The organism is Amycolatopsis sp. CA-161197, assembly GCF_050942255.1.
GTDB lineage: Bacteria > Actinomycetota > Actinomycetes > Mycobacteriales > Pseudonocardiaceae > Amycolatopsis.
In genome coordinates, this window is record NZ_CP192059.1 from 7,711,516 (window position 1) to 7,734,858 (window position 23,343).

Below are 23,343 nucleotides of genomic sequence, written 5' to 3' on the forward strand. Positions count from 1 at the left end.
CGCAGTTTCACTTGCCGAACACATTGAAGGCAGGCGAGAGCCTGCCGTCAAGACCCAACTCCGGGGAGAGCCGTGCCCGCAGCCGAAGGAATGGCCGGTTTGGCCAAGGGATTGGCGATCCTGGAGCTGTTCGGAGAGGCGTCGCCGAAGCTCGCGATCAGCGACGCCGCGCGCCTGACCGGCCTCAACCGCGCCGTCGCCCGCCGCTGCCTGCTCACGCTCGTCGACCTCGGGTACCTCACCCACGACGGCAAGCACTTCCTGCCCACCCCGCGCCTGCTGCGCCTGGGCGACGCGTACGTCGAGTCGACGGCGCTGCCGCAGCTCGCGCAGCCGCACCTGGCGGCGGTGCGCGAGCACGTGCAGGAGTCGGCCTCACTCGCGGTGCTGCAGAACGACGACGCGCTGTTCATCGCGCGCAGCGAGGTGAAGCGGATCGTCAACACGGGCGTGCGCATCGGCGCGAGCGTGCCGGCCTACACGTCGGCGACGGGACACGTGCTCCTTTCCGCACTGTCCACTGAGGACTTGGCGGCCTACCTCGAGCGGTCCGAGTTCCACCCCAGGACCCCGAAAACGCCGGTGACGCCCGACGAGATCCGCCGGCGCGTGGACCTCGTGCACCAGGAAGGCGTGGCGTTCACCGACGAGGAGCTGGAGTACGGCCTGCGCTCGCTCGCGGTGCCCGTGCTCGACTCGCGCGGCCGCACCGTCGCCGCGATGTCGGTGAGCGCCAACGCGGGCCGCATCTCGATGGACCAGCTGCGCGACGAGTTCCTGCCGGTGCTGCGCGAGCAGGCGGAGCAGCTGGGCCGCAAGCTGTAGCTCAGCGTGTCAGCACCTTCGCACCGTGAAGTCGAGATTTTGCGAGCCATTGCAGTAAAGTTTCAGCCATGACGCGTCGACTTGCCGAAGTGGCCCGACAGGTGGGGGTCAGCGAAGCCACGGTCAGCCGGGTGCTCAACGGCCGGCCCGGGGTTTCCGCGAGCACCCGGGCCGCCGTTCTCACCGCGCTGGACGTGATGGGCTACGAGCGCCCCACCCAGCTGCGCGGGGAACGGGCCCGCCTGGTGGGGCTCGTGCTGCCCGAGCTGCAGAACCCGATCTTCCCCGCACTGGCCGAGATCATGGGCAACGCGCTGGCCCAGCAGGGGTTCACGCCCGTGCTGTGCACGCGCACCGCCGGCGGGGTGTCCGAAGCCGAATACGTGGAGCTGCTCCTGCAGCAGCAGGTGTCCGGGGTGGTGTTCGCCGGCGGGCTGTTCGCGCAGGCCGACGCCGTGCACACGCACTACCACCACCTCGTGGAACGCAAGCTGCCGACAGTGCTGATCAACGCCGCCGTCGACCACCTCGGGCTGCCGCAGGTCTCGTGCGACGACGCGGTGGCCGTGGAGCAGGTCGTGGGGCACCTGAGCTCGCTCGGCCACGAGAAGATCGGCCTGGTCCTGGGCCCGGCCGACCACGTGCCGTCGCAGCGCAAGCTCGCGGCTTTCCGCTCGTACGCGGCGAAGCTCGGCCTTCCCGTACTGGACGAGCTGGTGGAGCACGGCATGTTCTCCATCGAGGGCGGCCACGCCGCGGCCGCGCGTCTCTACCCGCGCGGCGCCACCGCCGTGCTGTGCGCGAGCGACCTGCTGGCGCTGGGCGCGATCCGGGCCGCGCGCCGCCAGGGACTCGACGTGCCCGCCGACATCTCGGTCGTCGGCTACGACGACTCGGCACTCATGAACTGCACCGACCCGCCGCTCACGACCACGCGCCAGCCGATCGAGGCGATGGGCCGCGCGGTGGTGGAGCTGCTCGTGAAGCGGATCAACGGCGGCGAGGTCGCGGCCGAGGAGCTGCTGTTCGCTCCCGAGCTCGTGGTGAGGGGGTCGACCGCGCGGCACCGGGCGTGATCACCTCCTGTTCGTAACTTGCAAATCCTCGTCGGGTTATTGCGGCGTTCTGGTCTCACACTTTAGAGTGACGGCCATCACGACACAGCCGTCGCGACCGCGAGAAGAGGCTTGAGATGAGCAGTCCCTGGTCCCGAGCAGCGAGGTCCAGCCGCACTCCCAGAACCGTGATCGCCCTGCTCACCGCGGGTGGCCTGGCCGTGAGCCTCGCCGCCTGCGGCTCCGGCTCCGAGGGCGGAGACGCCGGCGGAAAGGTCCAGATCACCGTCACGGGGCAGCCGCCGACCACGCAGCCGTTCGAGCGCAAGGTGTTCGACGCCGACGTCGCCGAGTTCGAGGCTTCGCACCCGGCAATCGACATCGTGCCCCACGAGGGGTTCATGGACCCCAAGACGTTCTCGGCGAAGCTCGCCGGCGGCCAGCTCGAAGACGTGTACTACGTGTACTTCACCGACCCGGCGCAGATCATCGCCCGCCACCAGGCCGCCGACATCACGGAAGCGGCGAAGAGCGTGCCGCACGTCAACGACATCCAGCCGCAACTCCTCGACAACTTCCGGGACGCGAGCGGCAAGCTCTACGGCCTCCCGACGGCGAACTACACCATGGGGCTCGTGTACAACCGCAAGCTCTTCCAGCAGGCCGGGCTCGACCCGGACAAGCCGCCCGCCACCTGGGACGAGGTGCGCGCCGACGCGAAGAAGATCTCCGCGCTGGGCAACGGGATCGTCGGGTACGCCGACTACAGCAAGAACAACCAGGGCGGCTGGCACATGACCGGCTGGCTGTACTCGATGGGCGGCGACATCGCCCGCAAGGACGGCGACAAGTGGGTCGCCGACTTCGACAACGACAAGGGCCGCGCCGCGCTGGACTACCTGCACGCGATGCGCTGGGACGACAACTCCATGGGCAGCAAGCAGCTGCTGCAGGACGTCGACGTGCAGCGCATGATGGGCGCCGGCCAGCTCGGCATGTACATGGCCGCGCCGGACAACGTGCCCGTGCTGGTGAAGCAGTTCAACGGCAAGTACGAGGACTACGGCATCGCCGGCATGCCCGGCGCGCAGGGCACTCTGCTCGGCGGCGAGGGTTACATGATCAACCCGAAGGCGTCGGCCGCGAAGATCAAGGCCGGGCTCGAGTGGATCCAGTGGAAGTACCTCAACCCCGACCGCTTCGACAAGCACGTGAAGCAGTACGCCGACGGCAAGCAGCCCGTGGGCCTGCCGACCGAGCCGACGCCGGACATCTGGCAGGGCGCGGTGCGCGACCAGCAGCTGGCCGTGAAGAAGAAGTACGCCAACGTGCCCGCGGAGAACTACCAGTCCTACGTGGACACCGCGGACAAGATCAAGGGCAGCATCGAACCGCCGAACGCGCAGCAGATCTACGCGGCGCTCGACAGCGTGATGCAGGCCGTGCTGACCGACCGCAACGCGAACATCGACCAGCTGCTCTCCTCGGCGCAGTCGAAGGTCAACAGTGTCCTCGCCCAGGTCAGGTAACGTGCTCGACTGGCCCGCGGTCACCCCGCGGGCCGGTCGGCCTGCCGCCTCGCCCGCCGAACGCCGGCGCGCCCGGCTCAAGCGGCGCCTGCGCGAGAACCTCACCGCGTACACGCTGTTGTGCGCCGCGCTCGTGGTGTTCGCGATGTTCTCCTGGTACCCCATCGTGCGCGGGGTGCTGCTGAGCTTCCAGCAGGTCGACTTCGTGAACCCGCCGACGTGGGTCGGGTTCGACAACTTCGTGCGCCTGTTCGCCGACCCGCTGTTCGGGGTGGCGTGGCGCAACACGTTGCTGTTCACCGGTTTCGCGCTGGTGTTCGGGTTCCTCGTGCCCTTCCTGGCGGCGGTGCTGCTCAACGAGCTGCGCCACGCGCGGGCGTACTTCCGGCTCGCGGTGTACCTGCCGGTGATGCTGCCGCCCGTGGTCACGGCGCTCATGTGGAAGTGGTTCTACGACCCAGGCCCCGGCCTGTTCAACTCGGCGCTCAACGCCGTCGGCCTGCCCGGTCTGCAGTGGCTCGACTCCTCGACCACCGCCATGCTGTCGCTGGTGTTCGTGTCCACCTGGGCCAACATGGGCAGCACGACGCTGATCTACCTGGCGGCGCTGCAGACCATCCCGGGTGACCTGTACGAGGCCGCGGAGCTCGACGGCGCCGGGATGTGGCGGCGGCTGCGGCACGTGACGTTCCCGCAGACGCGGTTCGTGCTGCTGGTGCTCCTGCTGCTGCAGATCGTGGCGACCATGCAGGTGTTCACCGAGCCGTACGTGATGACCGGCGGCGGCCCGGACGACTCGACGGTGACCGTGCTCCTGCTGCTGTACCGCTACGCCTTCGTCTACAACGACTTCGGCTCGGCCAGCGCGATGAGCCTGCTGCTGTTCGTGGCACTGGGCGTGTTCTCGGCGATGTACGTGCGGCTGACCCGGCGCGCGGACGACTAGGAGGTTCCCATGACAATCGCCTTGCCGCGCAAGGGAAAACGTGCCGCTGTCCCGTCAGGACGGACGCTGATCTCACCGTCGCAGCTGCGCACCGGCGGCGGGAAGACCGTGTACGTGATCGTGTTCGTGTGCACGTTCGTGCTGTTCACGCTGGCGTTCCTGTTCCCGTTGTACTGGGCCGTGACGGGCGCCATGAAGTCGCCGGCGGAGCTGGCCGCGACCCCGGCGACGATCGTGCCGCGCGAGTGGCACCCGCAGTCGTTCACCGAGGCGTGGGACCAGATGGACCTCGGGAAGTACTTCCTCAACACGGTGATCGTGGCGGGCGGCGCGTGGCTGGTGCAGCTCGCGGTGGACGTGCCGGCGGCGTTCGCGCTGTCGAAGCTGCGGCCGAAGTTCGGCAACGTGGTGCTCGGTCTCATGCTCGTCACGCTCATGCTGCCGGCCGCGGCGCTGCTGGTGCCGACGTACGTGACGGTGACCGACCTGCCGCTGCTGCACCTGAACCTGATCAACTCCCCCGCCGCGATCTGGCTGCCCGCGGCGGCCAACGCGTTCAACATCTACCTGCTCAAACGGTTCTTCGACCAGATCCCCGACGAGCTCGTCGAGGCCGCGCGCCTCGACGGCGCCGGCCCGGTCCGCACGTTGTGGAAGATCATCCTGCCGATCTCACGCCCGATCCTCGCCGTGGTCTCGATCCTCACGATCGTGGCCGCGTGGAAGGACTTCATCTGGCCGCTGCTGGTGTTCCCGGACACCGGCAAGCAGACGCTGAGCGTGATGCTGCAGCGGGTGGCGATCGACATGCCGCTCAACCTGCTCGTCGCGGGCATGGTGCTGGCGAGCGTGCCGATGATCGTGCTGTTCCTCGTGTTCCAGCGCCAGATCCTCGCCGGGCTCACCGCCGGCTCGATCAAGGGCTGAGCACGGTCCGCAAAGACTACTGGGAGGACTACGCAGTGACCGAACTGTCTTCGGCTTGGTGGCGCAGCGCGGCGATCTACCAGGTGTACATCCGCAGCTTCGCCGACGGAAACGGCGACGGCATCGGGGATCTCGCCGGCGTGCGGTCCAAACTGGACCATCTGGCCGAGCTGGGCGTGGACGCCATCTGGTTCACGCCCTGGTACCCGTCGCCCATGGACGACGGCGGCTACGACGTGGCCGACTTCCGTGACATCGAACCGCTTTTCGGCACTCTCGCCGAGGCCGAGGAGCTCATCGCCGAAGCGCACGAGCGCGGCATCCGCGTGATCATCGACATCGTGCCGAACCACTGCTCCGACGAGCACCGCTGGTTCACCGCTGCGCTCGCGGCCGGGCCGGGGTCCGCCGAGCGTCAGCGGTTCTGGTTCCGCCCGGGCCGCGGCGTCGACGGTTCGGAGCCGCCGAACAACTGGAAGTCGCGCTTCGGCGGGCCCGCGTGGACCCGCGTCGAGGACGGCGAGTGGTACCTGCACCTGTACAGCTCGCGCCAGCCCGACTTCAACTGGGACAACGCCGACATCCGCGCGGAGTTCGAGGACGTGCTGCGGTTCTGGTTCGACCGCGGCGTCGACGGCTTCCGCATCGACGTCGCCGACGGGCTCGTGAAGGACCCCGCGCTGCCCGACGTCGCGGACGGGGACGAGACGCCGTTCTCCGACCAGGAGGGGCTGCACGAGATCTACCGGTCGTGGCGAAAGATCGCCGACTCGTATGCGGGCGAACGCGTGCTCGTGGGCGAGATGTGGCTGCCCGACATGTCCCGCGCCGCGCGCTACCTGCGCCGCGACGAGCTGCACTCGGCGTTCAACTTCGACTTCCTGGTGTGCCCGTGGGACGTCTCGCGCTTCCGCGACGTCATCTCGCGCACGCTGCGGGCCCACGACGAGGTCGGCGCGCCCGCGGCGTGGGTGCTGTCCAACCACGACGTGACGCGGCACGTCACGCGCTACGGCCGGTCCGGTGACACGGGTTTCTCCTTCGCGGACCGGCTGCACGGCTCGCCGGTTTCGCTCTCCCTGGGCACCCTCCGGGCCCGCGCGGCGGCGCTGCTGACGCTGGCGCTGCCGGGCGGGGTGTACGTGTACCAGGGCGAAGAGCTGGGGTTGTGGGAGGTCGAGGACCTTCCTTCGGAGCTGCGGCAGGACCCGGTGTGGGCGCGGACCGACGGCGCGGACCCGGGCCGGGACGGGTGCCGGGTGCCGCTGCCGTGGTCGGGTCCTGCCGCACCGTTCGGCTTCGGGACGGGGACGCCGTGGCTGCCGCAGCCCGCTTCGTGGGCCGACTACACGGCTTCCGCCGAGGCCGCGGACCCGGCGTCGATGCTGTCGCTGTACCGCGACGGCCTACGGATCCGGGCGGAGCAGCCTTCGCTCGGCGCGGGGACGCTGAAGTGGCTTTCGCTCGGCGACGGGGTGCTGGCGTTCAGGCGGGAGCCGGGGTTCACGTTCGTGCTGAACTTCTCGGCTTCCCCAGTCCCGCTGCCGGCCGGGGAGATCCTGCTGGCGAGCGGTCCCGTCACGACGGAGATCCCGACGGACACCGCGGTGTGGCTGCGGTCCTGACGTGGAGGGGCACCTTGGGTTCGCTCGAGGTGCCCCTTGCCCCAGGGCGACATCCAGCCCGGACAACGGGCCGGCTCGCCACACCGTCTCGGGCCCGAGCTCCACGCGGTTCAGCACCGCCCAGCCCGCGGCCAGACTGGGGTGGAGGCGTCATGGCCGCTGATCCACGGGGCCCTTTGTCGTCGTGGTTTCAGAACGCCGGAAGTTTTTTCCGGGACGGTGTCGATCGGCGTCGAGCGGGTTCGTAGGCAGGGTGAGGGGCCGCCCGGCCCGAACGTCTACCCGAGGAGCTCACCATGACCGCCACCTACACCTTCGACGTCTTCTCCAGCCTCGACGGCTACGGCTCCCACACCGGCGACTGGGGCGGCTACTGGGGCAAGCAGGGCCCGGAGCTGCTGGCGCGCCGCGTCGAGCTGTACAGCGCGGAGCAGCGGATGGTGTTCGGGGGGACCACGTTCAAGGACAACGTGGAGATGTTCGCCGAGTTCGGCGTGGAGAACCTCGACCCCTGGGTCACCCTGCTGCGCGACCTGCCTACCACCGTCGTGTCCTCCACCCTGCGCGGCCCCTTCGACTGGCCCGACGCGACCGTCCTCAGCGGCGACGCCGTCGACGTCGTCGCCCGGCTGAAGAAGGAGTCCGACGCACCGCTGCGCTCGCACGGCAGCCTGGCGATGAACCGCGCCCTCATGGCCGCAGGCCTGGTCGACCGGGTGCAGCTGACGATCTTCCCCGCCCTCACCGGCGCGACCGGCGCCGCCCGCATCTTCGAGGGCGCCGAGGACTTCGACCTGGAGCTCCTCGAAAGCCGCACCCTGGACGGGCACACTCAGGAACTGATCTACCGACCGACGCGGCACTGATCCGGCTGTTTCCGCGTTGCTGGCAGACTCCGTCTCGTGGCAAAGCTCAAGGCAACGGTGACCCGCTGGGTGGACGAAGAGTTCCCCGGCTTCGTGGAGCTGCGGTTCGCCGAGGCGGACGGCACCGTCGTCCTGATCACGGAGAAGGTGCCCATCCTGACCGCGGAGAACTGGGATGCGAGCACTCCGCTGCCCATGCGGTTCGACCTCGACTGCGAAGTGCTGCGGCGCGAACGGGATCCCGACGGTCGCGAGGTGGCGGTCGTCGAGCTGAGCTACACGGTCGAGGACAACGACGGCCGGGGGCGGTTCACGGTGGCGGCGGACCAGGTGCGCTGAACCTCGGACCGCGCGGGTGCGGGGCCGCTCGAAAGCGTTCGGGCGGCCCCGGGGCCGGGCCTCAGGCGGTCAGCGTGGTCGTGCGCGGGCGGCGCGGAGGCGCTCGAACGCCTTCGGCCGCCCGACCGCATCGCGGCGGTCGGCGATCTCGCGGGCGCAGTCGGCCGCGGTGCGGTGGGTGGTATCCACGACGAAATCGTGGTCGCCGTGGGAGTAGATCAGCGTCTGCGAGGCGGCGAGACCGTGCGGCCGATCGCCGCGCGAGCGCTCCCGCCGGGCGAGCTCCTCCGGCGCGCAGTGGACGTCCACCAGGGTGACGTCGTAGCCGTCGAGGACGACGAGGAGGTCGTCGAGACGCCACGGCTCGCTGAGCGGGTAGTCCATCACCACGTCGTTCCCCGTGGAGGTGAGGGCCGCGACGGCGCGGTGGTAGCCGCGCCGGGTCCGTCGCAGCATCTCCTGGACTCCGGCTTCGTCGCGCTCACGGGTGTAGCGCGTCGACCGCATCGCGTTGATCCCGTCGACGGGGACGTGGAACCAGGGCTCGGGCAGGATCGCCAGCAGCGCCTGCCCGATGCTCGACTTCCCCGAGCTCGAAGGGCCGTTGAGGAGAATGACCCGGCCGCGTGCCACTGGCTCCATGATCGGACTGTAACCGCCGGCGCCGATCGATCTCCCGGCCGATCGGGCCTCAGGCAGTCAGCTTCAGGACGTCCACCCCACGCACGTTGTCCGCCACGTACACATAGCCGTCGTGCCAGTACGGCGCCCACGAGCTGGCGTCCGCGGGGCGGAAGTAGGCGATCTGGCGGGGGTTGGTGGGGTCGCTGACGTCGAGGAAGCGCGTGCCCTGGGAGTAGAAGGACTGGACGAGCACGTGGTCGCGCAGGTCGAAGTAGTGGGCGGAGCAGTCGTCGGAGGCGGGGTCGCTGCCTTCCTGGCCCGCGACGCTCCAGGTGCCGACGCTCTGCAGCCGGAAGGGCTCGGCCGGGGTCGAGCGCCAGCCTTCGCCGTGGTACGAACCGGCCAGGGACGAGATGGTGAGCACGCCGTCGCCCGCGCAACCGTCGAGGAAGTTCTCCTCGGTGGCGTACACGAGGTCGTGGCCGCGCCAGGCGCCGGCGTCGCGAGGGCCGACCGGGTGGAAGCTGTTGTGCAGGAACTTCGACGGCGCGGCGGTCTCGTCGACGCCGCCGCCGGCGTACGGGATCGGCTCCAGCGCGGTGGCGCGGTGCACGCCGCCGCGCACGGGGTCGCGGTGCAGACCGCTCGTCCAGTAGCCGCGGACGCCGCCGCGGCCCGAGACCCACGCGACGCCCGCGGAGTCGACCTGGACGTCGTGCACGTAGTCGGTCTGGCCGTCGTTGCGGGCGAGCTCGATCGGGTCGGGGTGGACGACCGGATGGCGCGGGTTGCGCACGTCGGTGACCCAGATCGGGCGCCCGCCCCAGTCGGCCGGCTGGTCGTCGGCCTTCGCGGGGCCGCCGGTCCACAGGTAGCGGCAGCCGTCGACGCAGCTGGTGGTGTGGCCGGCGGGCACGCGCACGTAGCTCAGGATCGCGGGCTTCTCCGGGCGTGAGACGTCGACGACGTAGATGCCGGACTCGCCGGTGTGCGTGTTGCCCTCGAACGCACGCGGGTCGCGCGAGAGGAACACCAGCTTGCGCTGCGCGTCGACCTCGGTGTCCTCGGTCTCCCACAGGCCGGGCAGGCTGAGCTGCCCGATCGCCTTCGGTGCGGCGGGGTCGCGCGTGAGGTCGTAGACCTTGAGGCCGAACTCGCCGGACACCACCATCACGTCGCGGTGGCCGTACTGGAGGAAGTTGGCGGAGATCGCGCCCGCCGCGTCGGGCACGTTGCCGACGGCGCGCACGCCCTTGATCGCACCTGGGTCGCCGGCGGTGTGTTTGGCCTGCACCGCGGGTTTGTCGTCCTCGCCGCACGCGGCGGCGGGCAGCTCGCTCGCGATGAGCGTCGCGGCGACAGTGGTCAGGGCCAAGCAAGATCGAACCCACCAGCGGCGCACACGAACCTCCCAGAACGCCCAGCGTGACCGTTGCACTCTAAGACGGTGACCAACCGGACACAACCGCCTTTCGTCCCTTTCCAACTGGTATTAAGACAGCATGCGCCTGCCTGCCCTGCTCGCCGCCGCGGTGGTGGCGTTGTCCGCGCTCGCCGGCTGTTCGTCCGACGAGCCGGCCCGCCCGGGCGTCGTCACGGTCGGGCTGCAGGAGCCGGGCACGCTGCTGCCCGCCGACGTCGACGACCAGGCCGGGCGCTTCGTCACGGGCGCGCTGTGGACGCCGCTCGCCGACTACGACCCGGTCACGGGCCAGCTCACCCCGCGCGCCGCCACGTCGATCACGAGCACCGACCACGTGACGTGGACCGTGAAGCTGCGCCCGGACCTGAAGTTCCACGACGGCACCCCGGTGACCGCTCAATCCTATGTAGACACTTGGCACGCGATCGCCGGCGAGAACTGGGAGGTCACGCCCGTGCTGACGAAGTCGTTGCGGGCCAAGCAGATCACCGCTCCCGACGCCACGACGATCCGGCTCGTGCTCGACCGCCCGAGCAGCCAGGTGCCGGCGTGGCTCTCGGCGCCGGGGCTCGTGCCGATGCCCGCGTCCGTGCTCGCTTCGCACGACTGGAACGGCTTCGCCCGCCACCCCGTCGGCGACGGCCCCTTCCGCCTCGCCGACGGCTGGGCCCCCGGCACCGGCGGCACGCTCCTGCGCGTCACCCCGGCCGAGGGCAAGGCCACCGAGGTCGACCTGCGCGTGGGCGACCCGGTGGAGCAGTACGACGCCGTGCGCGACGGCTCGCTCGACCTCGTCACCTCCGTCCCGGGCGAACGCCACGAAGCCATGCACACCGACTTCGCCGACCGCCACACCACCTGGCCTCTGCCCGAGGCCGGCTACCTCGTCTTCCCCACGGCCGACCCCCGCTTCGCCGACGCGGCCGTCCGCCACGCCTTCGCCCTCGCCGTCGACCGCTCGGCGCTGGAAGCCGGTCCCCTCGCCCACCAGGTCGACCCGGCCCACGCCCTCCTGCCCCCCGCCGACGCCCCCGGCGAACGCACCGGCACCTGCCGCCCCTGCTCGTTCGACGCCGCCGCCGCCAAGTCACTGCTGGCCCAGTCCGGCTTCACCGGCCCCACCACGGTCTACTTCGACCCCGGCGCGGGCCAGTGGACGCGCCCCCTCGCCACCGGCGTGGCCACGGCACTGGGGGTTCCGGTGACCGCGGCCCAGCGCCCGAACGGTCGCGTGGACGGTCCGTCTACTGTGGACTTGAACCTCGCCTCCGCCAGCCCCGCGGACCTGCTGACGACCCTGGCCTCCGCCTCGGGCTACTCGGACCCCGGCTTCGCCCAGGACCTCACGGCGGCGGAATCCGCGGCCACCACGGCGGAAGCCGGGCAGCTGTACCGGGTCGCCGAGAACCAGCTCCTGCGCGACCTCCCGGTGGCGCCCCTGTGGACGGGGCACGGGCACGCTGTGTGGTCGCCCCGCCTGCACGGGGTGGTTGCGGCGGCGTTCTCGGGTATCGACCTGGCGGCGCTTTCCGTCTGATCACGGCTTCGCGTACCGCGCGAGCGGATGTTCTACCGGCTGTTCGACGACTTCCGCCGCGACAAGGTCATCTCCTGCTCACGCGTTCGGGTCCAGACCGACCTCCGCGGGCTTCGCCGTGGCCAGCGTGCCGTTGAAGCGGTCGTCGGTCAGTTTGAAGGTGGCGTCGCCGAAGTCGGCGGAGGTGAGTTTGTCGCGGATGCCCGCGGGGTAGTTGTCCCAGCCCACGAGGCCCTTGACCTGCCACACGCCCTCGTCGTTCTCGGGTGGTTCGTCGCCGTTGCCGTCCTTGGGGAAGCGGAAGTCGTGGGTCGAGACGCCGTCCTTGTGGTACACGGCCTTCGGGTGGGTGTCCTGGAACGGGACCGCCGACGCGGGCTTCGTCTCGTAACCCTGGTGCTGGGAAACGGAAATGTACTTCGCCTGGTCGTCCTGCACCCACACGACGATGTGCTCCCAGTCGTGCTTGTGGCCGGCCGAAACGGGGCCCTCGGAGACCTGGTCCTTCTCGAAGTAGTAGCCGTAGAGGTAGGCGCACCAGCCGTTGTTGCACTTCGACCGGGAGTAGACATTGGTGTCGGCCAGATCGGACTTGTCGTGGCAGTTGCCGTTCACCGCGCCGCCGAGGTCGAGGCCCGGGTTGAGGGTGCCGTCGGGGCCGATGGCGGGGGTGTTGTAACAGCCGTCCTTGTCGAAGTCGAGCGCGGGCTGCCACTTGGCGTCGGCGGCGGGCGCGCCGGCCGGCAGCGCCGCCGGCGGATCGGCCCACGCGGTCGCCGAACCGAAAGCCACCGAACCGAATGTGACCGTGGCGATCGCCAGCGGTACGACGGCCGACCTACGCAACGTGCGGTGCTTCATCGAGCGGGTCCCTTCTCGTGATCGCACGCCCAGCGTGGTCCCGGGACCCGGGCACCGCAGCGTGGATCAGACCACTCGAAGATCTTTGCCCGAACGGGTAAATCCGGCGGTACGGACGGGTCAGCCCCTCCCGATGAACGGCATGGTCGTGGCCGTGATGGTCAGGAACTGGACATTCGCGTCCAGCGGCAGCCCCGCCATGTACAGCACCGCGTCGGCCACGTGGCCGGCGTCGAAGGTCGGCTCGGCGAGCACCCGGCCGTCGGCCTGCGGGATGCCGGCGGACATGCGCTCGGTCATCTCCGTGGCGGCGTTGCCGATGTCGATCTGTCCACACGCGACGTTCCAGGCGCGGCCGTCGAGGGAGATCGACTTGGTCAGCCCCGTGATGGCGTGCTTCGTGGCGGTGTAGGCGACGCTCGCGGGCCGCGGCGCGTGCGCGGAGATCGAGCCGTTGTTGATGATCCGCCCGCCCAGGGGTTCCTGGTCCTTCATCAGGAGCACGGCCTGCTGCGCGCACAGGAACATCCCCGTCAGGTTCGTGTCGACGACCCGGCGCCAGCGCTCCACCGACAGGTCCGCGACGGTCCCGCCCGCCGACACCCCGGCGTTGTTCACCAGCAGGTCGAGCCGGCCCCACCGCTCGCGCACCGCCTCGAACAAGGCCGCCACGGACTCGGGCGAAGCGACGTCCGTGGGCACGACCAGCGCACCCGGAGCGCCGTCCGCCGTCTCCGAAAGCGCCTCGGCCCGGCGCCCGGCCAGCGCGACCTGATAACCGGCGCCCAGCAACGCACGCGCGACCCGTCGGCCGATGCCCGAACCCGCTCCGGTGACCACCGCGGTCCTGTCCGCCATCGCACCCCTCCTCGTCCTCGCAGCCCAGCACGCTGCCACACCATCCGGGCCACCACAATCCACGTCGTGGACTCGCGGCCGTCACGAGGGCAGACTTGCGGAAATGGGACCACGAGACACTCTGCTCGCCGGGCTGGCGCGGCAGCTCGGCCACCCCAGCGGGCTGCCCGGCCGGGCCGTCGGGCGGCTGCTGAACCGCACCAATCGCGGCAACATGACGGCGGCCGTCGAAGCACTCGACCTGAAGCCCGGGGAGACGGCGCTCGACATCGGCTTCGGCGGTGGCCTGGGCCTCGACCTGCTGCTGCGCGCCGCGGCGGGCGGGACGGTGCACGGCGTCGACATCTCCGACACGATGATCGCCAAGGCCCGCGCCGCGTTCCCCGCCAACATCGCCGCCGGCCGGTTGCGCCTGCACCGCGGCACGATAACCGCGCTGCCGCTGGAAGACGCGTCGATGGACGCCGCGATCACGCTCGACACGGTGTACTTCGTCGACGACCTCGACCTGGCGTTCGCCGAGGTCGCCCGCGTGCTCACGCCGGGTGGCCGCTTCGTGCTCGGCATCGGCGATCCCGAGGCCATGAAAGCCATGCCGTTCACCGAACACGGCTTTCGGCTGCGCCCGGTGGCCGACGTCGAGACGGCGCTGGGCGAGGCGGGGCTGAACCTCGACCGCCACGAACGCGTCGGCGAGGGCACCCGCGCCTTCCACCTGCTGGTCACGAGCAGGTGAGGCGGCGGCCCCGAGCTGCCCGGGGCCGCCGCAACCGCACTAGCTCTGCGGCACGCCCAGCGCCGCCAGCGCCGGGCCCGCCATGATCACGCCGGCGCCCGTCACCGGGTCGTACCCGGGCGCGCCCAGGTCGATCGCGCTCGCCACCAGGGCCGAGCGGATCTCCGCGGGCGTCGCGGTGGGCTTGCCCGACAGCAGCAGCGCCGCGATCGCCGCCGCGTGCGGGGCGGCCGCGGACGTGCCGTAGAACGGCTGGAAGCCGGCCACGGAGGTGGCGACGCCGTCGGCCGCGGTGATGTCCGGCTTGGCCCGCGTGGCGCCGCCCGTCGAGGAGACGTTGCCCGGGGTGAGCTCGGTGCCGTCGGGGTTGAAGAACAGGTGGCGCTGCCCGTCGGAGGTGAAGCGTTCCCACTTGCTCGCCGCGGTGAACCGGCCCGGGTACGGGCCGGCCGGGTTCGCCGGGTCACCGGTCTCGAGTGGACGGCCGAACGCCGTCGCCGCCGGGGCCGCCGCCACGCTGAACGCCGCGGCCGCGGCCGAGTGGCCCGAGGTGACGCCCGCCGTGCTGAACGCCTTGAGCGAACCGGAGCCCACGAACCGGCCACGGATCACGTTGAGCGCGAGGAACCGGTCGGCGCCGCTGTACTTGACCACGGCCACGCGGTAGCCCGAGCCCGTGGTCGGCACCGAGGCGATCTCGTACGGGTTCTGCGAGCCGGTCTGCGGATTGTCGCTGGAAGCCACGACGCTGCCGGACGCGTTGAGGATGAACAGGTCGTAGTCATTGCCCGACCGGCCCCACGGGTCCGACCAGAACAGCGTGACGGGCTTGCCGAGCGAACCCGCCGACAGCGGGTCGGAGGTCTGCACCGCGGAGCCCGGGTCGAAGTCGTGCGGTGTGCCGCTGATGCCCGGCAGCGTGGTGGCCGAGGCGCGGAAGTCGCCCTCGTAGTAGCCGCTGGTGCCGTCGGTGAGGTTGCCGGAGTTGCCTGCGGACGAGAAGTACAGCGCGCCCGCGGCGGTGACGTCGTTGACCGCCTGCGCGACCTGCGTGTCCTGGAACGGCGACTCGTCGAAGTAGGCGACGTCGTCGACGATCACCGTGCAGTGGCCGGTGGTGCGCAGGGCGCGGATGTTGGCGGCGAAGCTCGCTTCGCTGGTGAACGCCGTGGCGAAACCGAGCGTGGCGCCGGGCGCGAGGTCGTGGACGATCTCCAGCATCGCCGTGCCCTCGTCGCCGCTGCCGGCCTGGCCCGCCAGCACGTCGACGGCCGGCAGCTCGCCCGCGGCCTGCGACTTCGACAGCGAGTTGACACCGTCGGACAGCACGCAGACCTTGATGCCGGAGCCGGTCACGCCGTACTGGGCGCGGGCGGTGTCGGCGCCGTGCGCCTTGTCCCCTTCGGACACCTGCGTCACGGCTCGCGCCACGAGCTCCCGGCGCGGGTCCTGCTCACGCCACGTCATCGCCTGCGCGGCCGGCGCGACGGCGGCCACGTCCCCGCGCGCCGCGATCTTGTCCACGGCGGCGAGCGGCAGGTCCGCGCGCACCGCGCCGTCCGGCGAGGCGTAGCGGACGGTTCCCCCGGCCGCGCGCACGGCCTGGGCCACGGCGGTCCCGGCGGCGCCGGTGATGTCGACGGAGACCGCGCCGCTGTTCGCCACGGGCAAGCCCGTGCGGTACTCGGGCAGCAGCGCCGCGAGCGCGTGGTCGGCCCGCAGGCGCTTCTCGATCACCAGCCGGCTGTCCTGCTTGCGCTCCGCGGGCGTCAGCGACTTCTTGATGCCCTGCAACGCGCTGATGCCGGCCTCGGTGCGCTGCGCGACCACGTCGGCCGCGGACGGCTGCGCGCTCGCCACACCGGCGCCCAGCAGCACCACCCCCACCGCCAACGGCACCGACCGAGTGGCGGCCCGGCTGAATCCCCGCATCGACTCTCTCCCTGCCTCGCCCGCTCCACCGGCGGTAGTCAGACGAATCTAGGGAGTCACCACCGCGCAGTACACCGACAAAAGTTTGAAACGTCCGGTGTGTCCACTCCGTGGACCCGGCGGTCAGCGTAGCGGCCTGTCCCCCGCTCGTGGACCGACGCCGGGCGAACGGGTGATGAACCCACGGACGACGGCGCCGGACCGTCCGCAGTGGACGATCCGGCGCCGTGGCGGGAAGAACTCAGAAGTTGATCATGTGCCCGGCCAGCCCGTGGATGGCTTCCTTCACGGCCTCGCCCAGGGTCGGGTGGGCGTGGACGTTGCGGGCGACCTCGTGCACGGTCAGGTCCCACTGCTGGGCCAGCGTGAGCTCGGGCAGCAGCTCGGTCACGTCCGGGCCGATGAGGTGCGCGCCGAGCAGCTCGCCGTACTTGGCGTCGCTGAGGATCTTGACGAAGCCGCCGGCGTCGCCGAGGCCCTGGGCCTTGCCGTTGGCCGTGAAGGGGAACTTGGCGACCTGCACGTCGTAGCCCTTTTCGCGGGCCTGGGCCTCGGTCCAGCCGAAGCTGGCGATCTGCGGCTGGCAGTAGGTCGCGCGCGGGATCATGACGAAGTCGAGCTCCATGGTCTCCGCGCCGGCGATCGTCTCGGCCGCCACGATGCCCATGGACTCCGACGCGTGCGCCAGCATCAGCTTCGCCGTCACGTCGCCGATGGCGAACAGGTGCGGCACGTTGGTGCGGCCGCGGCCGTCCACCGCGATGGCGCCGCGCTCGGTCAGCTCGACGCCGGTGTTCTCCAGGCCGTAGCCCTTCACGTTGGGCGCGAAGCCGATGGCCTGCAGGACCTTGTCGGCCTCCAGCACGTCCTGCTTGCCGTCCTTCGACACCGTGACGCGAACCTTCGCGCCCGAATCGTCGATGGCTTCGACCTTCGTGCCGGTGAGCACCTTGATGCCGAGCTTGCGGTAGCGCTTGGCCAGCTCCGCCGACACCTCGGCGTCCTCCAGCGGCACCATCCGGTCGAGGAACTCGACGATGGTCACGTCCACGCCGTAGTTGCGCAGCACGTACGCGAACTCCACGCCGATCGCGCCGGCGCCCGCGATCACGATGCTCTCGGGCACCTCGCTCTCGAGGATCTGCTGTTCGTAGGTGACCACGCGGTCGCTGCGGGAGGTACCGGGCAGCAGGCGCGCCGTGGCGCCGGTCGCGATGATGCAGTTGTCGAACGTGATCCGCTCGCCGTTGACCTCGAGGGTGTGGTCGTCGACGAACGTGCCGTGGCCGTCGTACTCCGTGATCTTGTTCTTCTTCATCAGGAAGTGCACGCCCTTGACGCGGCCGTCCGCGACCTTGCGGCTGCGCTCGTAGGCGGCCGAGTAGTCGAAGCGGATCTCGCCGTCGGAGGAGATGCCATAGGTGGCGGCTTCTTCCTTCACCGTGTGCGCCAGCTCGGCGTTGCGCAGCAGCGCCTTCGACGGGATGCAGCCGACGTTGAGGCACACCCCGCCCCAGTACTTCTCCTCGACGACCGCCGCGCTCAGACCGAGCTGTGTGGCGCGAATGGCGGCCACGTAGCCGCCGACCCCGGCCCCCAGGACCACGACGTCATAGTGTGCACTCATACCGTCCAAATTACCCCGAACCGGCTGGCGGGGCGGGGTGACGGTGCTCGCCTCACGCACCGTCGCCGGGCGGCTCTTCACCGCGGATCCCGGCCAGCAGATCCGTCACCGCACGCATGACCCGGGCGGTCGCCTCTTCGAGCACCTCACGGGTCGGCTCGCCGTTCCGAAGATCCGATAGGTCCACCGGCGGGCCCGCCACGAGCTCGACGGTCTTGCGCGGGATCCCGTGCGGGAACCAGGCTCCGGCGGGCAGCAGGTGGTGCGTGCCCCAGTTCGCGACGGGTACCACGGGCACGCCGGTCTCCAGCGCGATCCGCGCGACGCCGGTCTTGCCCTTCATCGGCCAGCCGTCCGGGTCGGCCGAGAACGTGGCCTCCGGGAAGATCGTCACGCACTCGCCGGCTTCCACCGCCTTCACGGCGTCGCGGTAGGCCCCCGCGGCCGTCGGCGCGCCGCGGTACACCGGGATGTGCTGCCCGGACCGCATCACCGAACCGACCACCGGCAGGTCCCACAGGCTCGACTTGGCCAGGTACCGCGGCACCCGGCCGGCGGCGAGGCAGAACGCCGTGAGCGTGGTCGGGTCGGCGAACGACAGGTGGTTCGACGCCACGAGCACCCCGCCCGAAGCCGGGATGTGGCGCGCGCCGCGCACCCGGAAGCGGCTGAACAGCACCAGGAACTGCCAGACCACCTCGATCGCGAAGCTGTACCAGGCCCCGCGGCCGGCGCGGGCGAAGCGCCGGCCGTAGGCCTCCATCTGACGGAAGGTGAGCAGCTCCCCCTCGTGTTCGAGCGGGATCCAGCGGTCGCGCGACCGGTTTCGCAGGGCCATGAGCGTCATTCGTAGCCGAAGACCACCCGGCTCGGTGACCCCGGGTCCCGGACGCGGCGCGGATCACACCCGCTCGAGGACCACCACGGGGATCTCGCGGTCGGTCTTCTTCGCGTATTCGTTGTAGTCCGGCCACACCGAGGCGAGCTTGTCCCACAGCCGGGCGCGTTCCTCGCCGGAGACCGTGCGGGCGCGGGCGGTGAACTTGTCGGCCAGCACCTGGACGCGAGCCTCCGGGTTGGCCTGCAGGTTGAGGTACCAGCCCGGGTGCGCCGGCGCGCCGCCCTTCGAGGCGACGATGACGGGGTTGCCGTCCACCTCCTGGTAGATGAGCGCGAACTTGCGGTCCTCACCGGACTTGCGGCCCTTGGTCGTCAGGACCAGGGTCGGCACACCGGGCTGCCACTCGTGGCCGACCTCGCCGTCGGTCTCCTCGTAGCGGCGGACGTGCTCGTCACCGTAAAGCATCCGTGTGATTCCTCTCGGCTCGTCGATCTCGTGCTCGGCCCAGCCTGCCGCGAACCGGTCCGTCGTGCTGATCAGCTCGTGCAAGGTCCGGGGTTCGTCGAAGGCGTGCCCGGCGTCGGAGATCATCTTCAGCTCCGCACCGGGCAGTACCTGCGCCAGCTCCCACGCCGTGGTGGCGGGAGTGACCACGTCGTACCTTCCCTGGACGAGAACGCACGGGATGCCCGCGAGCTTCCCGGCCTCGCGGATGAGCTGGTCCTCGGCCAGCCAACCGCCGTGGCGGAAGTAGTGGTTCTCGATGCGCGCGATGGCGAGCGCGAACTCCGGTTCGGTGAACGCCGAAACCACTTCCTCCTGCGGCGTGAACTTCACCGTCTCGCCCTCCCACCGGCTCCACGCGACCGCCGCCGGTCCGTGGACTTCGGGGTCCGGGTGGTGCAGCAGCTCGTGGTAGACCTCGAGCAGGTTGTCGCTGCGGCGCGCGTACGGCACGGGCGCGAGGAACCGCGACCACGCCTCCGGGAACAAGCACGCGGCGCCGCCGCCGAAAAGCCACTGGATCTCTTTCACCCGCAGTGTCGCCACCCCGCGCAACACGAGCTCGCTGACCCGGTGCGGGTACTGCTCCGCGTACGCGAGGGCAAGCACGCTGCCCCAAGAGCCCCCGAACAGCTGCCACCGGTCGATGCCGCGATCCTCGCGCAGGAGCTCCATGTCGGCGACCAGGTGCCAGGTGGTGTTCACCGACAGGTCCGCCTCGGCCGTGCTGCCGTGGGGTGTGCTGCGGCCGCAACCGCGCTGGTCGAAGAGCAGGATCCGGTACCGCTCGGGGTCGAACAGCCGCCGGTGCCGCGCCGACGCGCCGCCACCGGGACCGCCGTGCAGGAACGCGACCGGCTTGCCCGCGGGGTTCCCGCACTCCTCCCAGTAGATTACGTTGCCATCGCCCACCGGCAGCATCCCGTGGTCGTAGGGTTCGATTTCCGGGTACAGACCGAGCATGGGGCCACTATGCCCGAGGAACCACCATGGAGGAGCGATGAAGTCCGGGCCGCACGTGACGCTGGCGGACGTGGCACAAAGCGCCGACGTGTCACTCGCCACGGCTTCGCGGGTGCTCAACGGCACCGCGTCCGTCCGCACGGACCTGCGCGACCGCGTGATGTCGGCCGCGGCCGAGCTCGCGTACGCACCGAACGCACACGCGCAGGCACTCGCCGGAGGGACACATCGGACGGTCGGGGTGATCTGTCACGATGTGTCCGATCCGTACTTCTCCGCGGTCGCCGGCGGGGTCATGAAGGTGGCCAACGGCAACGGCCTGCTCGTGATGCTCGCCGACACCTTCCGCGACCCCGACCGCGAAGTGGCGTACGTCTCGGCGCTGCGGGCGCAGCGGGCGTCGGCGATCGTGCTGATCGGGTCGGCGTTCGAGGACCGCACCTGGGAACGCGCGATGGCGGCGGAGCTCGACCCGTACCGCCGCGGCGGCGGCCAGGTCGCGGCCGTCAGCCGGCACCGCGGGCTCAAAGTGGACACCGTGCAGCCCGACAATCGCGGCGGCGCGGCCGCCCTCGCGAAGGCGCTGGTCGGGCTGGGGCACAAGCGCTTCGCCGTGCTGGCCGGCCCGATGCGGCTCACCACGGTGTGCGACCGGCTCGACGGGTTCGCCGAGGAGCTCGCCGCCCACGGCCTGCCGCTGTCCGACGAAGACGTCCTCGAGACCGAGTTCACCCGCGACGGCGGCTACGACGCGGCGAAGCGGCTTCTGGAGCGCCCGAAGCGGAAGCGCCCGACGTGCGTGTTCGCGGTCACAGACCTGATGGCGATCGGTGCGCTGGCCGCGTTGCGCGAGGCCGGCGTCGCCGTGCCGGGCGAGATCTCCGTGGCCGGTTTCGACAACATCCCCGTGGTCCGGGACCTCACTCCGGCGCTCACCACGGTCGCGCTTCCCCTGGAACAGCTGGGCGAACGCGCGATGGACCTGGCGCTCAAGGGGTCGGGCACGCGGGCCCGCACGGTCCGCGTCAACGCCGAGGTCGTGCTGCGCGAGAGCACCGCGCGCCCGCGGCGCTGAGCACTGTCCTATGTAGACGAAAAGCGCCGCCGCGGATTTTCCGGCCCGGTCCGGCCGGGGTGTTGGTTAGGCTGCTCCCGTGGCCAAGGTGCTGGTGGTGGAGGACGACCTGACGATCGGCGGCGTCCTGGAGTCGTCGCTCGCGCGCCACGGTCACGAAGTGCGCTGGTGCCGCGACGGCCGCAGCGCCCTGAACGAGGCCGGCGCCGAGCTCGTGCTGCTCGACCTGGGCCTGCCCGACCTCGACGGCGTCGACGTCTGCCGCCGCCTGCGCACGAGCATGCCGGGCGCCGTGGTCGTGATCCTCACCGCGCGGGCCGACGAGATGGACGTGGTCGTGGGCCTCGACGCGGGTGCCGACGACTACCTCACCAAACCCATCCGCCTCGGCGAGCTGCTGGCCCGCGTGCGCGCGCACCTGCGCCGCGGCGCGCCCGCGAACCCCGCCGTGCCGGTCGTCACCGTCGGCTCGCTCGTGGTCGACCCGGCGAGCCGCCGGGCGATCGTCGGCGGGCAGGAGGTCGACCTGCGGGCGCGGGAGTTCGACCTGCTGGCCCGCCTCGCCGAACAACCTGGCGTGGCGGTGAGCCGGGAGCGGCTGATGGCCGACGTCTGGGACGCGAACACGCACGGCTCCACCAAAACGCTCGACGTCCACATCGCCGCGTTGCGGCGCAAGCTCGCCGACGCCGCGCCCGAGCCGGCGGACGTGCCCCGGATCGCCACCCTGCGCGGGCACGGCTACCGCCTGGAAGAGGCCTGAGCGTGCGCCGCCGGATCGTCACGCTCACGGTGCTCGCCGCCGTGGTGGCCACCGTGCTGTTCGGGCTGCCGCTGGCCGTCGCGGCGCTGTGGTACTTCCGGGAGAACACCGGCTCCGAGCTCGAACGCGCCGCCGACGGCACGGCCTTGGAGGTGTCCGACGCGCTCGCCGCCGGGCGCGTGCCCCGCCAGCCCGTGCAGGGCAGCGCGACCGTCGGGATCTACGACCCGCAGGGACGGCTGGTCTCCGGCACGGGCCCGGACACCGCCGACGCGGTGGTGAGCCAGGTGTCCGCGGCGGACGTCGACGTGGCGTCCGGACCGGTCGACGGCGAGGATGTGCTGGCGGTGCCGGTGATGGACGGCGCGCGGCTCGCGGGGGTGGTCCGCGCCGCGATGCCGCACGACGTGCTCCTGCGCCGCGTCGGCCTGACCTGGCTCGGGATGGTCGGGTTCGGCGTCGCGGCCGTCGCCGCGAGCTGGCTCATCGCGCGGCGCATCGCGGCCCGGCTGTCGAGCCCGCTGGAGGAGCTGTCGTCGGCCGCGGCCCGGCTCGGCGACGGCGACTTCACGGCTCGCAGCCCGCGCGCCGGCATCACCGAGATCGACCGGGTCGGCACGGCACTGGACGTGACCGCGGAGCGCATCGGCGAGACGCTCGATCGCGAACGCGCGTTCTCGGCCGAGGCGTCGCACCAGCTGCGCACGCCGCTGGCCGGCCTGCGGTTGCAGCTGGAGGCCGCGCTGGAGACGCCCGGGCTCGACCCGTACGAGGCGATCCGCGCCGGTGTCGACTCGGCCGACCGGCTCGAGCGCACCATCGACGACCTGCTCGCGTTGTCCCGCGAACGCAGCGCACCACGCGCGGAGCTCGACCTCGCGGGGATACTCGCCGAGCTGCGCGACGCCGGCGTTCCGCTGCTCAACGGCCGCGGGCTCCGCGTCGAAGTCCAGGACCCGCCCACCGTCCGGGCTTCGGCGGCGGCCGTGCGACAAGTGCTCGCCGTGCTGCTGGACAACGCGACTACCCACGGCCGCGGGCCGGTCACCGTCGTCGCGCGCGACGCGGGTGGCGCGCTCGCGATCGACGTGGCCGACGACGGCCCGGACCTCGGCGACACCGATCCGTTCGCCCTGGCCCGGGCCGCTCCGCCCGGACACGGCATCGGGCTGCGGCTGGCCCGCAGCCTGGCCGAGGCCGACGGCGGGCGGCTGCGGCTCTCGTGCCCGCACCCGCCGACGTTCACGCTGCTGCTGCCCGCGAGTGACGACCCGGCGCGGCCCGCCACCCCGGTCGAGCCCGCTGAACCGGCCCGGCCGGCTGAAGCGTCGCCCGCCGTCGCGGAGTGAACAGATCACCGTTTCCGACCGCGAAAGTGCAATGAAACACCCAGATCTCATCCGAACGCGCAACGTTCTCCAGTTTTCGGGGCACACTTCGCTCGATACCGTGGCTCGCGCCCGATCTTCATCGCAGCCTCGACGACG

At 71.1% G+C, this 23,343-nt stretch carries 21 protein-coding genes and 1 pseudogene; 13 read left to right on the forward strand and 9 right to left on the reverse strand.

The genetic code is table 11. The features are described 5' to 3' along the window. The first annotated feature begins 90 nt into the window (after positions 1-90). The 8 genes from ACQPXB_RS36420 (at position 91) to ACQPXB_RS36455 (ending at position 8,112) form a co-directional block, all read left to right on the forward strand. Positions 91-825, forward strand: a complete 735-nt coding sequence (locus ACQPXB_RS36420; RefSeq protein ID WP_366587311.1) for an IclR family transcriptional regulator domain-containing protein — start codon at positions 91-93, stop codon at positions 823-825. A 68-nt stretch (positions 826-893) separates the two neighbouring features. Then, positions 894-1,901 (forward strand): LacI family DNA-binding transcriptional regulator, encoded by a 1,008-nt coding sequence (locus ACQPXB_RS36425; RefSeq protein WP_432846068.1) that lies wholly within the window; start codon positions 894-896, stop codon positions 1,899-1,901. A gap of 116 nt (positions 1,902-2,017) precedes the next feature. Beyond that, the gene (locus ACQPXB_RS36430; RefSeq protein ID WP_432846069.1) at positions 2,018-3,409 is read left to right on the forward strand and encodes an ABC transporter substrate-binding protein; all 1,392 of its coding nucleotides are present in this window, start codon (positions 2,018-2,020) and stop codon (positions 3,407-3,409) included. Continuing rightward, the gene (locus ACQPXB_RS36435) at positions 3,387-4,355 is read left to right on the forward strand and encodes a carbohydrate ABC transporter permease (protein ID WP_366587270.1); all 969 of its coding nucleotides are present in this window, start codon (positions 3,387-3,389) and stop codon (positions 4,353-4,355) included. The genes ACQPXB_RS36430 and ACQPXB_RS36435 overlap by 23 nt, the downstream gene beginning before the upstream one ends. Positions 4,356-4,364: 9 nt before the next feature. Continuing rightward, complete coding sequence (locus ACQPXB_RS36440) at positions 4,365-5,282, forward strand: carbohydrate ABC transporter permease (protein WP_432846070.1); 918 nt, start codon at positions 4,365-4,367, stop codon at positions 5,280-5,282. A 44-nt stretch (positions 5,283-5,326) separates the two neighbouring features. Then, a complete protein-coding gene (locus ACQPXB_RS36445) occupies positions 5,327-6,907 on the forward strand; it encodes a glycoside hydrolase family 13 protein (RefSeq protein ID WP_432856924.1) in 1,581 nt (526 codons plus the stop codon). A gap of 296 nt (positions 6,908-7,203) precedes the next feature. After that, positions 7,204-7,773, forward strand: coding sequence for a dihydrofolate reductase family protein (locus ACQPXB_RS36450; RefSeq protein WP_432846071.1), 570 nt, complete (start codon positions 7,204-7,206; stop codon positions 7,771-7,773). Positions 7,774-7,809: 36 nt separating this feature from the next. Next, complete coding sequence (locus ACQPXB_RS36455) at positions 7,810-8,112, forward strand: hypothetical protein (RefSeq protein ID WP_432846072.1); 303 nt, start codon at positions 7,810-7,812, stop codon at positions 8,110-8,112. Positions 8,113-8,181: 69 nt separating this feature from the next. Here ACQPXB_RS36455 and ACQPXB_RS36460 read toward each other — a convergent pair whose 3' ends face one another. After that, positions 8,182-8,754 carry a chloramphenicol phosphotransferase CPT family protein gene (locus ACQPXB_RS36460; protein WP_432846073.1) on the reverse strand — a complete coding sequence of 191 codons (573 nt, stop codon included), beginning with the start codon at positions 8,752-8,754 and terminating at the stop codon, positions 8,182-8,184. A 49-nt stretch (positions 8,755-8,803) separates the two neighbouring features. Further along, a complete protein-coding gene (locus ACQPXB_RS36465; protein ID WP_432856927.1) occupies positions 8,804-10,105 on the reverse strand; it encodes an LVIVD repeat-containing protein in 1,302 nt (433 codons plus the stop codon). Between the two features lie 133 nt (positions 10,106-10,238). Here ACQPXB_RS36465 and ACQPXB_RS36470 point away from each other — a divergent pair, with 133 nt between their 5' ends. Continuing rightward, positions 10,239-11,696 (forward strand): ABC transporter substrate-binding protein, encoded by a 1,458-nt coding sequence (locus tag ACQPXB_RS36470; RefSeq protein ID WP_432846074.1) that lies wholly within the window; start codon positions 10,239-10,241, stop codon positions 11,694-11,696. Positions 11,697-11,774: 78 nt separating this feature from the next. On the opposite strand, the gene ACQPXB_RS36475 is transcribed toward ACQPXB_RS36470, so the two are convergent. Both ACQPXB_RS36475 and ACQPXB_RS36480 read right to left on the reverse strand, forming a co-directional pair. Further along, on the reverse strand, positions 11,775-12,557 hold the full coding sequence (locus tag ACQPXB_RS36475; protein ID WP_432846075.1) for an NPP1 family protein: 783 nt from the start codon (positions 12,555-12,557) through the stop codon (positions 11,775-11,777). Between the two features lie 120 nt (positions 12,558-12,677). Next, positions 12,678-13,415 carry an SDR family oxidoreductase gene (locus ACQPXB_RS36480; protein ID WP_366587254.1) on the reverse strand — a complete coding sequence of 246 codons (738 nt, stop codon included), beginning with the start codon at positions 13,413-13,415 and terminating at the stop codon, positions 12,678-12,680. 103 nt (positions 13,416-13,518) lie between these two features. On the opposite strand from ACQPXB_RS36480, the gene ACQPXB_RS36485 reads away from it, so the two are divergent. Continuing rightward, positions 13,519-14,151, forward strand: a complete 633-nt coding sequence (locus tag ACQPXB_RS36485; RefSeq protein WP_366587252.1) for a class I SAM-dependent methyltransferase — start codon at positions 13,519-13,521, stop codon at positions 14,149-14,151. Between the two features lie 39 nt (positions 14,152-14,190). On the opposite strand, the gene ACQPXB_RS36490 is transcribed toward ACQPXB_RS36485, so the two are convergent. The 5 genes and pseudogenes from ACQPXB_RS36490 to pip form a co-directional block, all read right to left on the reverse strand. After that, positions 14,191-16,083, reverse strand: a complete 1,893-nt coding sequence (locus ACQPXB_RS36490) for a S8 family peptidase (protein ID WP_432846076.1) — start codon at positions 16,081-16,083, stop codon at positions 14,191-14,193. Positions 16,084-16,324: 241 nt separating this feature from the next. Continuing rightward, positions 16,325-17,710, reverse strand: coding sequence for a dihydrolipoyl dehydrogenase (gene lpdA, locus ACQPXB_RS36495; protein WP_386947854.1), 1,386 nt, complete (start codon positions 17,708-17,710; stop codon positions 16,325-16,327). A gap of 52 nt (positions 17,711-17,762) precedes the next feature. Continuing rightward, positions 17,763-18,557, reverse strand: a complete 795-nt coding sequence (locus ACQPXB_RS36500) for a lysophospholipid acyltransferase family protein (RefSeq protein ID WP_432846077.1) — start codon at positions 18,555-18,557, stop codon at positions 17,763-17,765. Between the two features lie 54 nt (positions 18,558-18,611). Next, complete coding sequence (locus ACQPXB_RS36505; protein WP_432856930.1) at positions 18,612-19,016, reverse strand: nitroreductase family deazaflavin-dependent oxidoreductase; 405 nt, start codon at positions 19,014-19,016, stop codon at positions 18,612-18,614. A 63-nt stretch (positions 19,017-19,079) separates the two neighbouring features. Further along, positions 19,080-20,018 (reverse strand): annotated as a pseudogene (gene pip / locus ACQPXB_RS36510) (prolyl aminopeptidase); the annotation flags it as partial. A 37-nt stretch (positions 20,019-20,055) separates the two neighbouring features. Here pip and ACQPXB_RS36515 point away from each other — a divergent pair. The 3 genes from ACQPXB_RS36515 (at position 20,056) to ACQPXB_RS36525 (ending at position 23,205) form a co-directional block, all read left to right on the forward strand. After that, on the forward strand, positions 20,056-21,093 hold the full coding sequence (locus tag ACQPXB_RS36515) for a LacI family DNA-binding transcriptional regulator (RefSeq protein WP_432846078.1): 1,038 nt from the start codon (positions 20,056-20,058) through the stop codon (positions 21,091-21,093). Positions 21,094-21,172: 79 nt separating this feature from the next. Then, complete coding sequence (locus ACQPXB_RS36520) at positions 21,173-21,856, forward strand: response regulator transcription factor (RefSeq protein WP_366587240.1); 684 nt, start codon at positions 21,173-21,175, stop codon at positions 21,854-21,856. A 2-nt stretch (positions 21,857-21,858) separates the two neighbouring features. Continuing rightward, positions 21,859-23,205: a sensor histidine kinase gene (locus tag ACQPXB_RS36525; protein WP_432846079.1), complete on the forward strand. Its 1,347-nt coding sequence runs from the start codon at positions 21,859-21,861 to the stop codon at positions 23,203-23,205. The last annotated feature ends 138 nt before the right edge of the window (positions 23,206-23,343 follow it).

Excerpts from the sequence above, each read along its gene's own strand:
- ACQPXB_RS36490 (WP_432846076.1), bottom strand. The coding sequence starts at position 16,083 with ATGCGGGGATTCAGCCGGGCCGCCACTCGGTCGGTGCCGTTGGCGGTG.
- ACQPXB_RS36470 (WP_432846074.1), top strand. The coding sequence starts at position 10,239 with ATGCGCCTGCCTGCCCTGCTCGCCGCCGCGGTGGTGGCGTTGTCCGCG.
- ACQPXB_RS36475 (WP_432846075.1), bottom strand. The coding sequence starts at position 12,557 with ATGAAGCACCGCACGTTGCGTAGGTCGGCCGTCGTACCGCTGGCGATC.
- ACQPXB_RS36425 (WP_432846068.1), top strand. The coding sequence starts at position 894 with ATGACGCGTCGACTTGCCGAAGTGGCCCGACAGGTGGGGGTCAGCGAA.
- ACQPXB_RS36440 (WP_432846070.1), top strand. The coding sequence starts at position 4,365 with ATGACAATCGCCTTGCCGCGCAAGGGAAAACGTGCCGCTGTCCCGTCA.
- ACQPXB_RS36460 (WP_432846073.1), bottom strand. The coding sequence starts at position 8,754 with ATGGAGCCAGTGGCACGCGGCCGGGTCATTCTCCTCAACGGCCCTTCG.
- ACQPXB_RS36515 (WP_432846078.1), top strand. The coding sequence starts at position 20,056 with ATGAAGTCCGGGCCGCACGTGACGCTGGCGGACGTGGCACAAAGCGCC.
- ACQPXB_RS36505 (WP_432856930.1), bottom strand. The coding sequence starts at position 19,016 with ATGCTTTACGGTGACGAGCACGTCCGCCGCTACGAGGAGACCGACGGC.
- ACQPXB_RS36480 (WP_366587254.1), bottom strand. The coding sequence starts at position 13,415 with ATGGCGGACAGGACCGCGGTGGTCACCGGAGCGGGTTCGGGCATCGGC.
- ACQPXB_RS36430 (WP_432846069.1), top strand. The coding sequence starts at position 2,018 with ATGAGCAGTCCCTGGTCCCGAGCAGCGAGGTCCAGCCGCACTCCCAGA.
- ACQPXB_RS36500 (WP_432846077.1), bottom strand. The coding sequence starts at position 18,557 with ATGACGCTCATGGCCCTGCGAAACCGGTCGCGCGACCGCTGGATCCCG.
- ACQPXB_RS36485 (WP_366587252.1), top strand. The coding sequence starts at position 13,519 with ATGGGACCACGAGACACTCTGCTCGCCGGGCTGGCGCGGCAGCTCGGC.
- ACQPXB_RS36420 (WP_366587311.1), top strand. The coding sequence starts at position 91 with ATGGCCGGTTTGGCCAAGGGATTGGCGATCCTGGAGCTGTTCGGAGAG.
- lpdA (WP_386947854.1), bottom strand. The coding sequence starts at position 17,710 with ATGAGTGCACACTATGACGTCGTGGTCCTGGGGGCCGGGGTCGGCGGC.
- ACQPXB_RS36450 (WP_432846071.1), top strand. The coding sequence starts at position 7,204 with ATGACCGCCACCTACACCTTCGACGTCTTCTCCAGCCTCGACGGCTAC.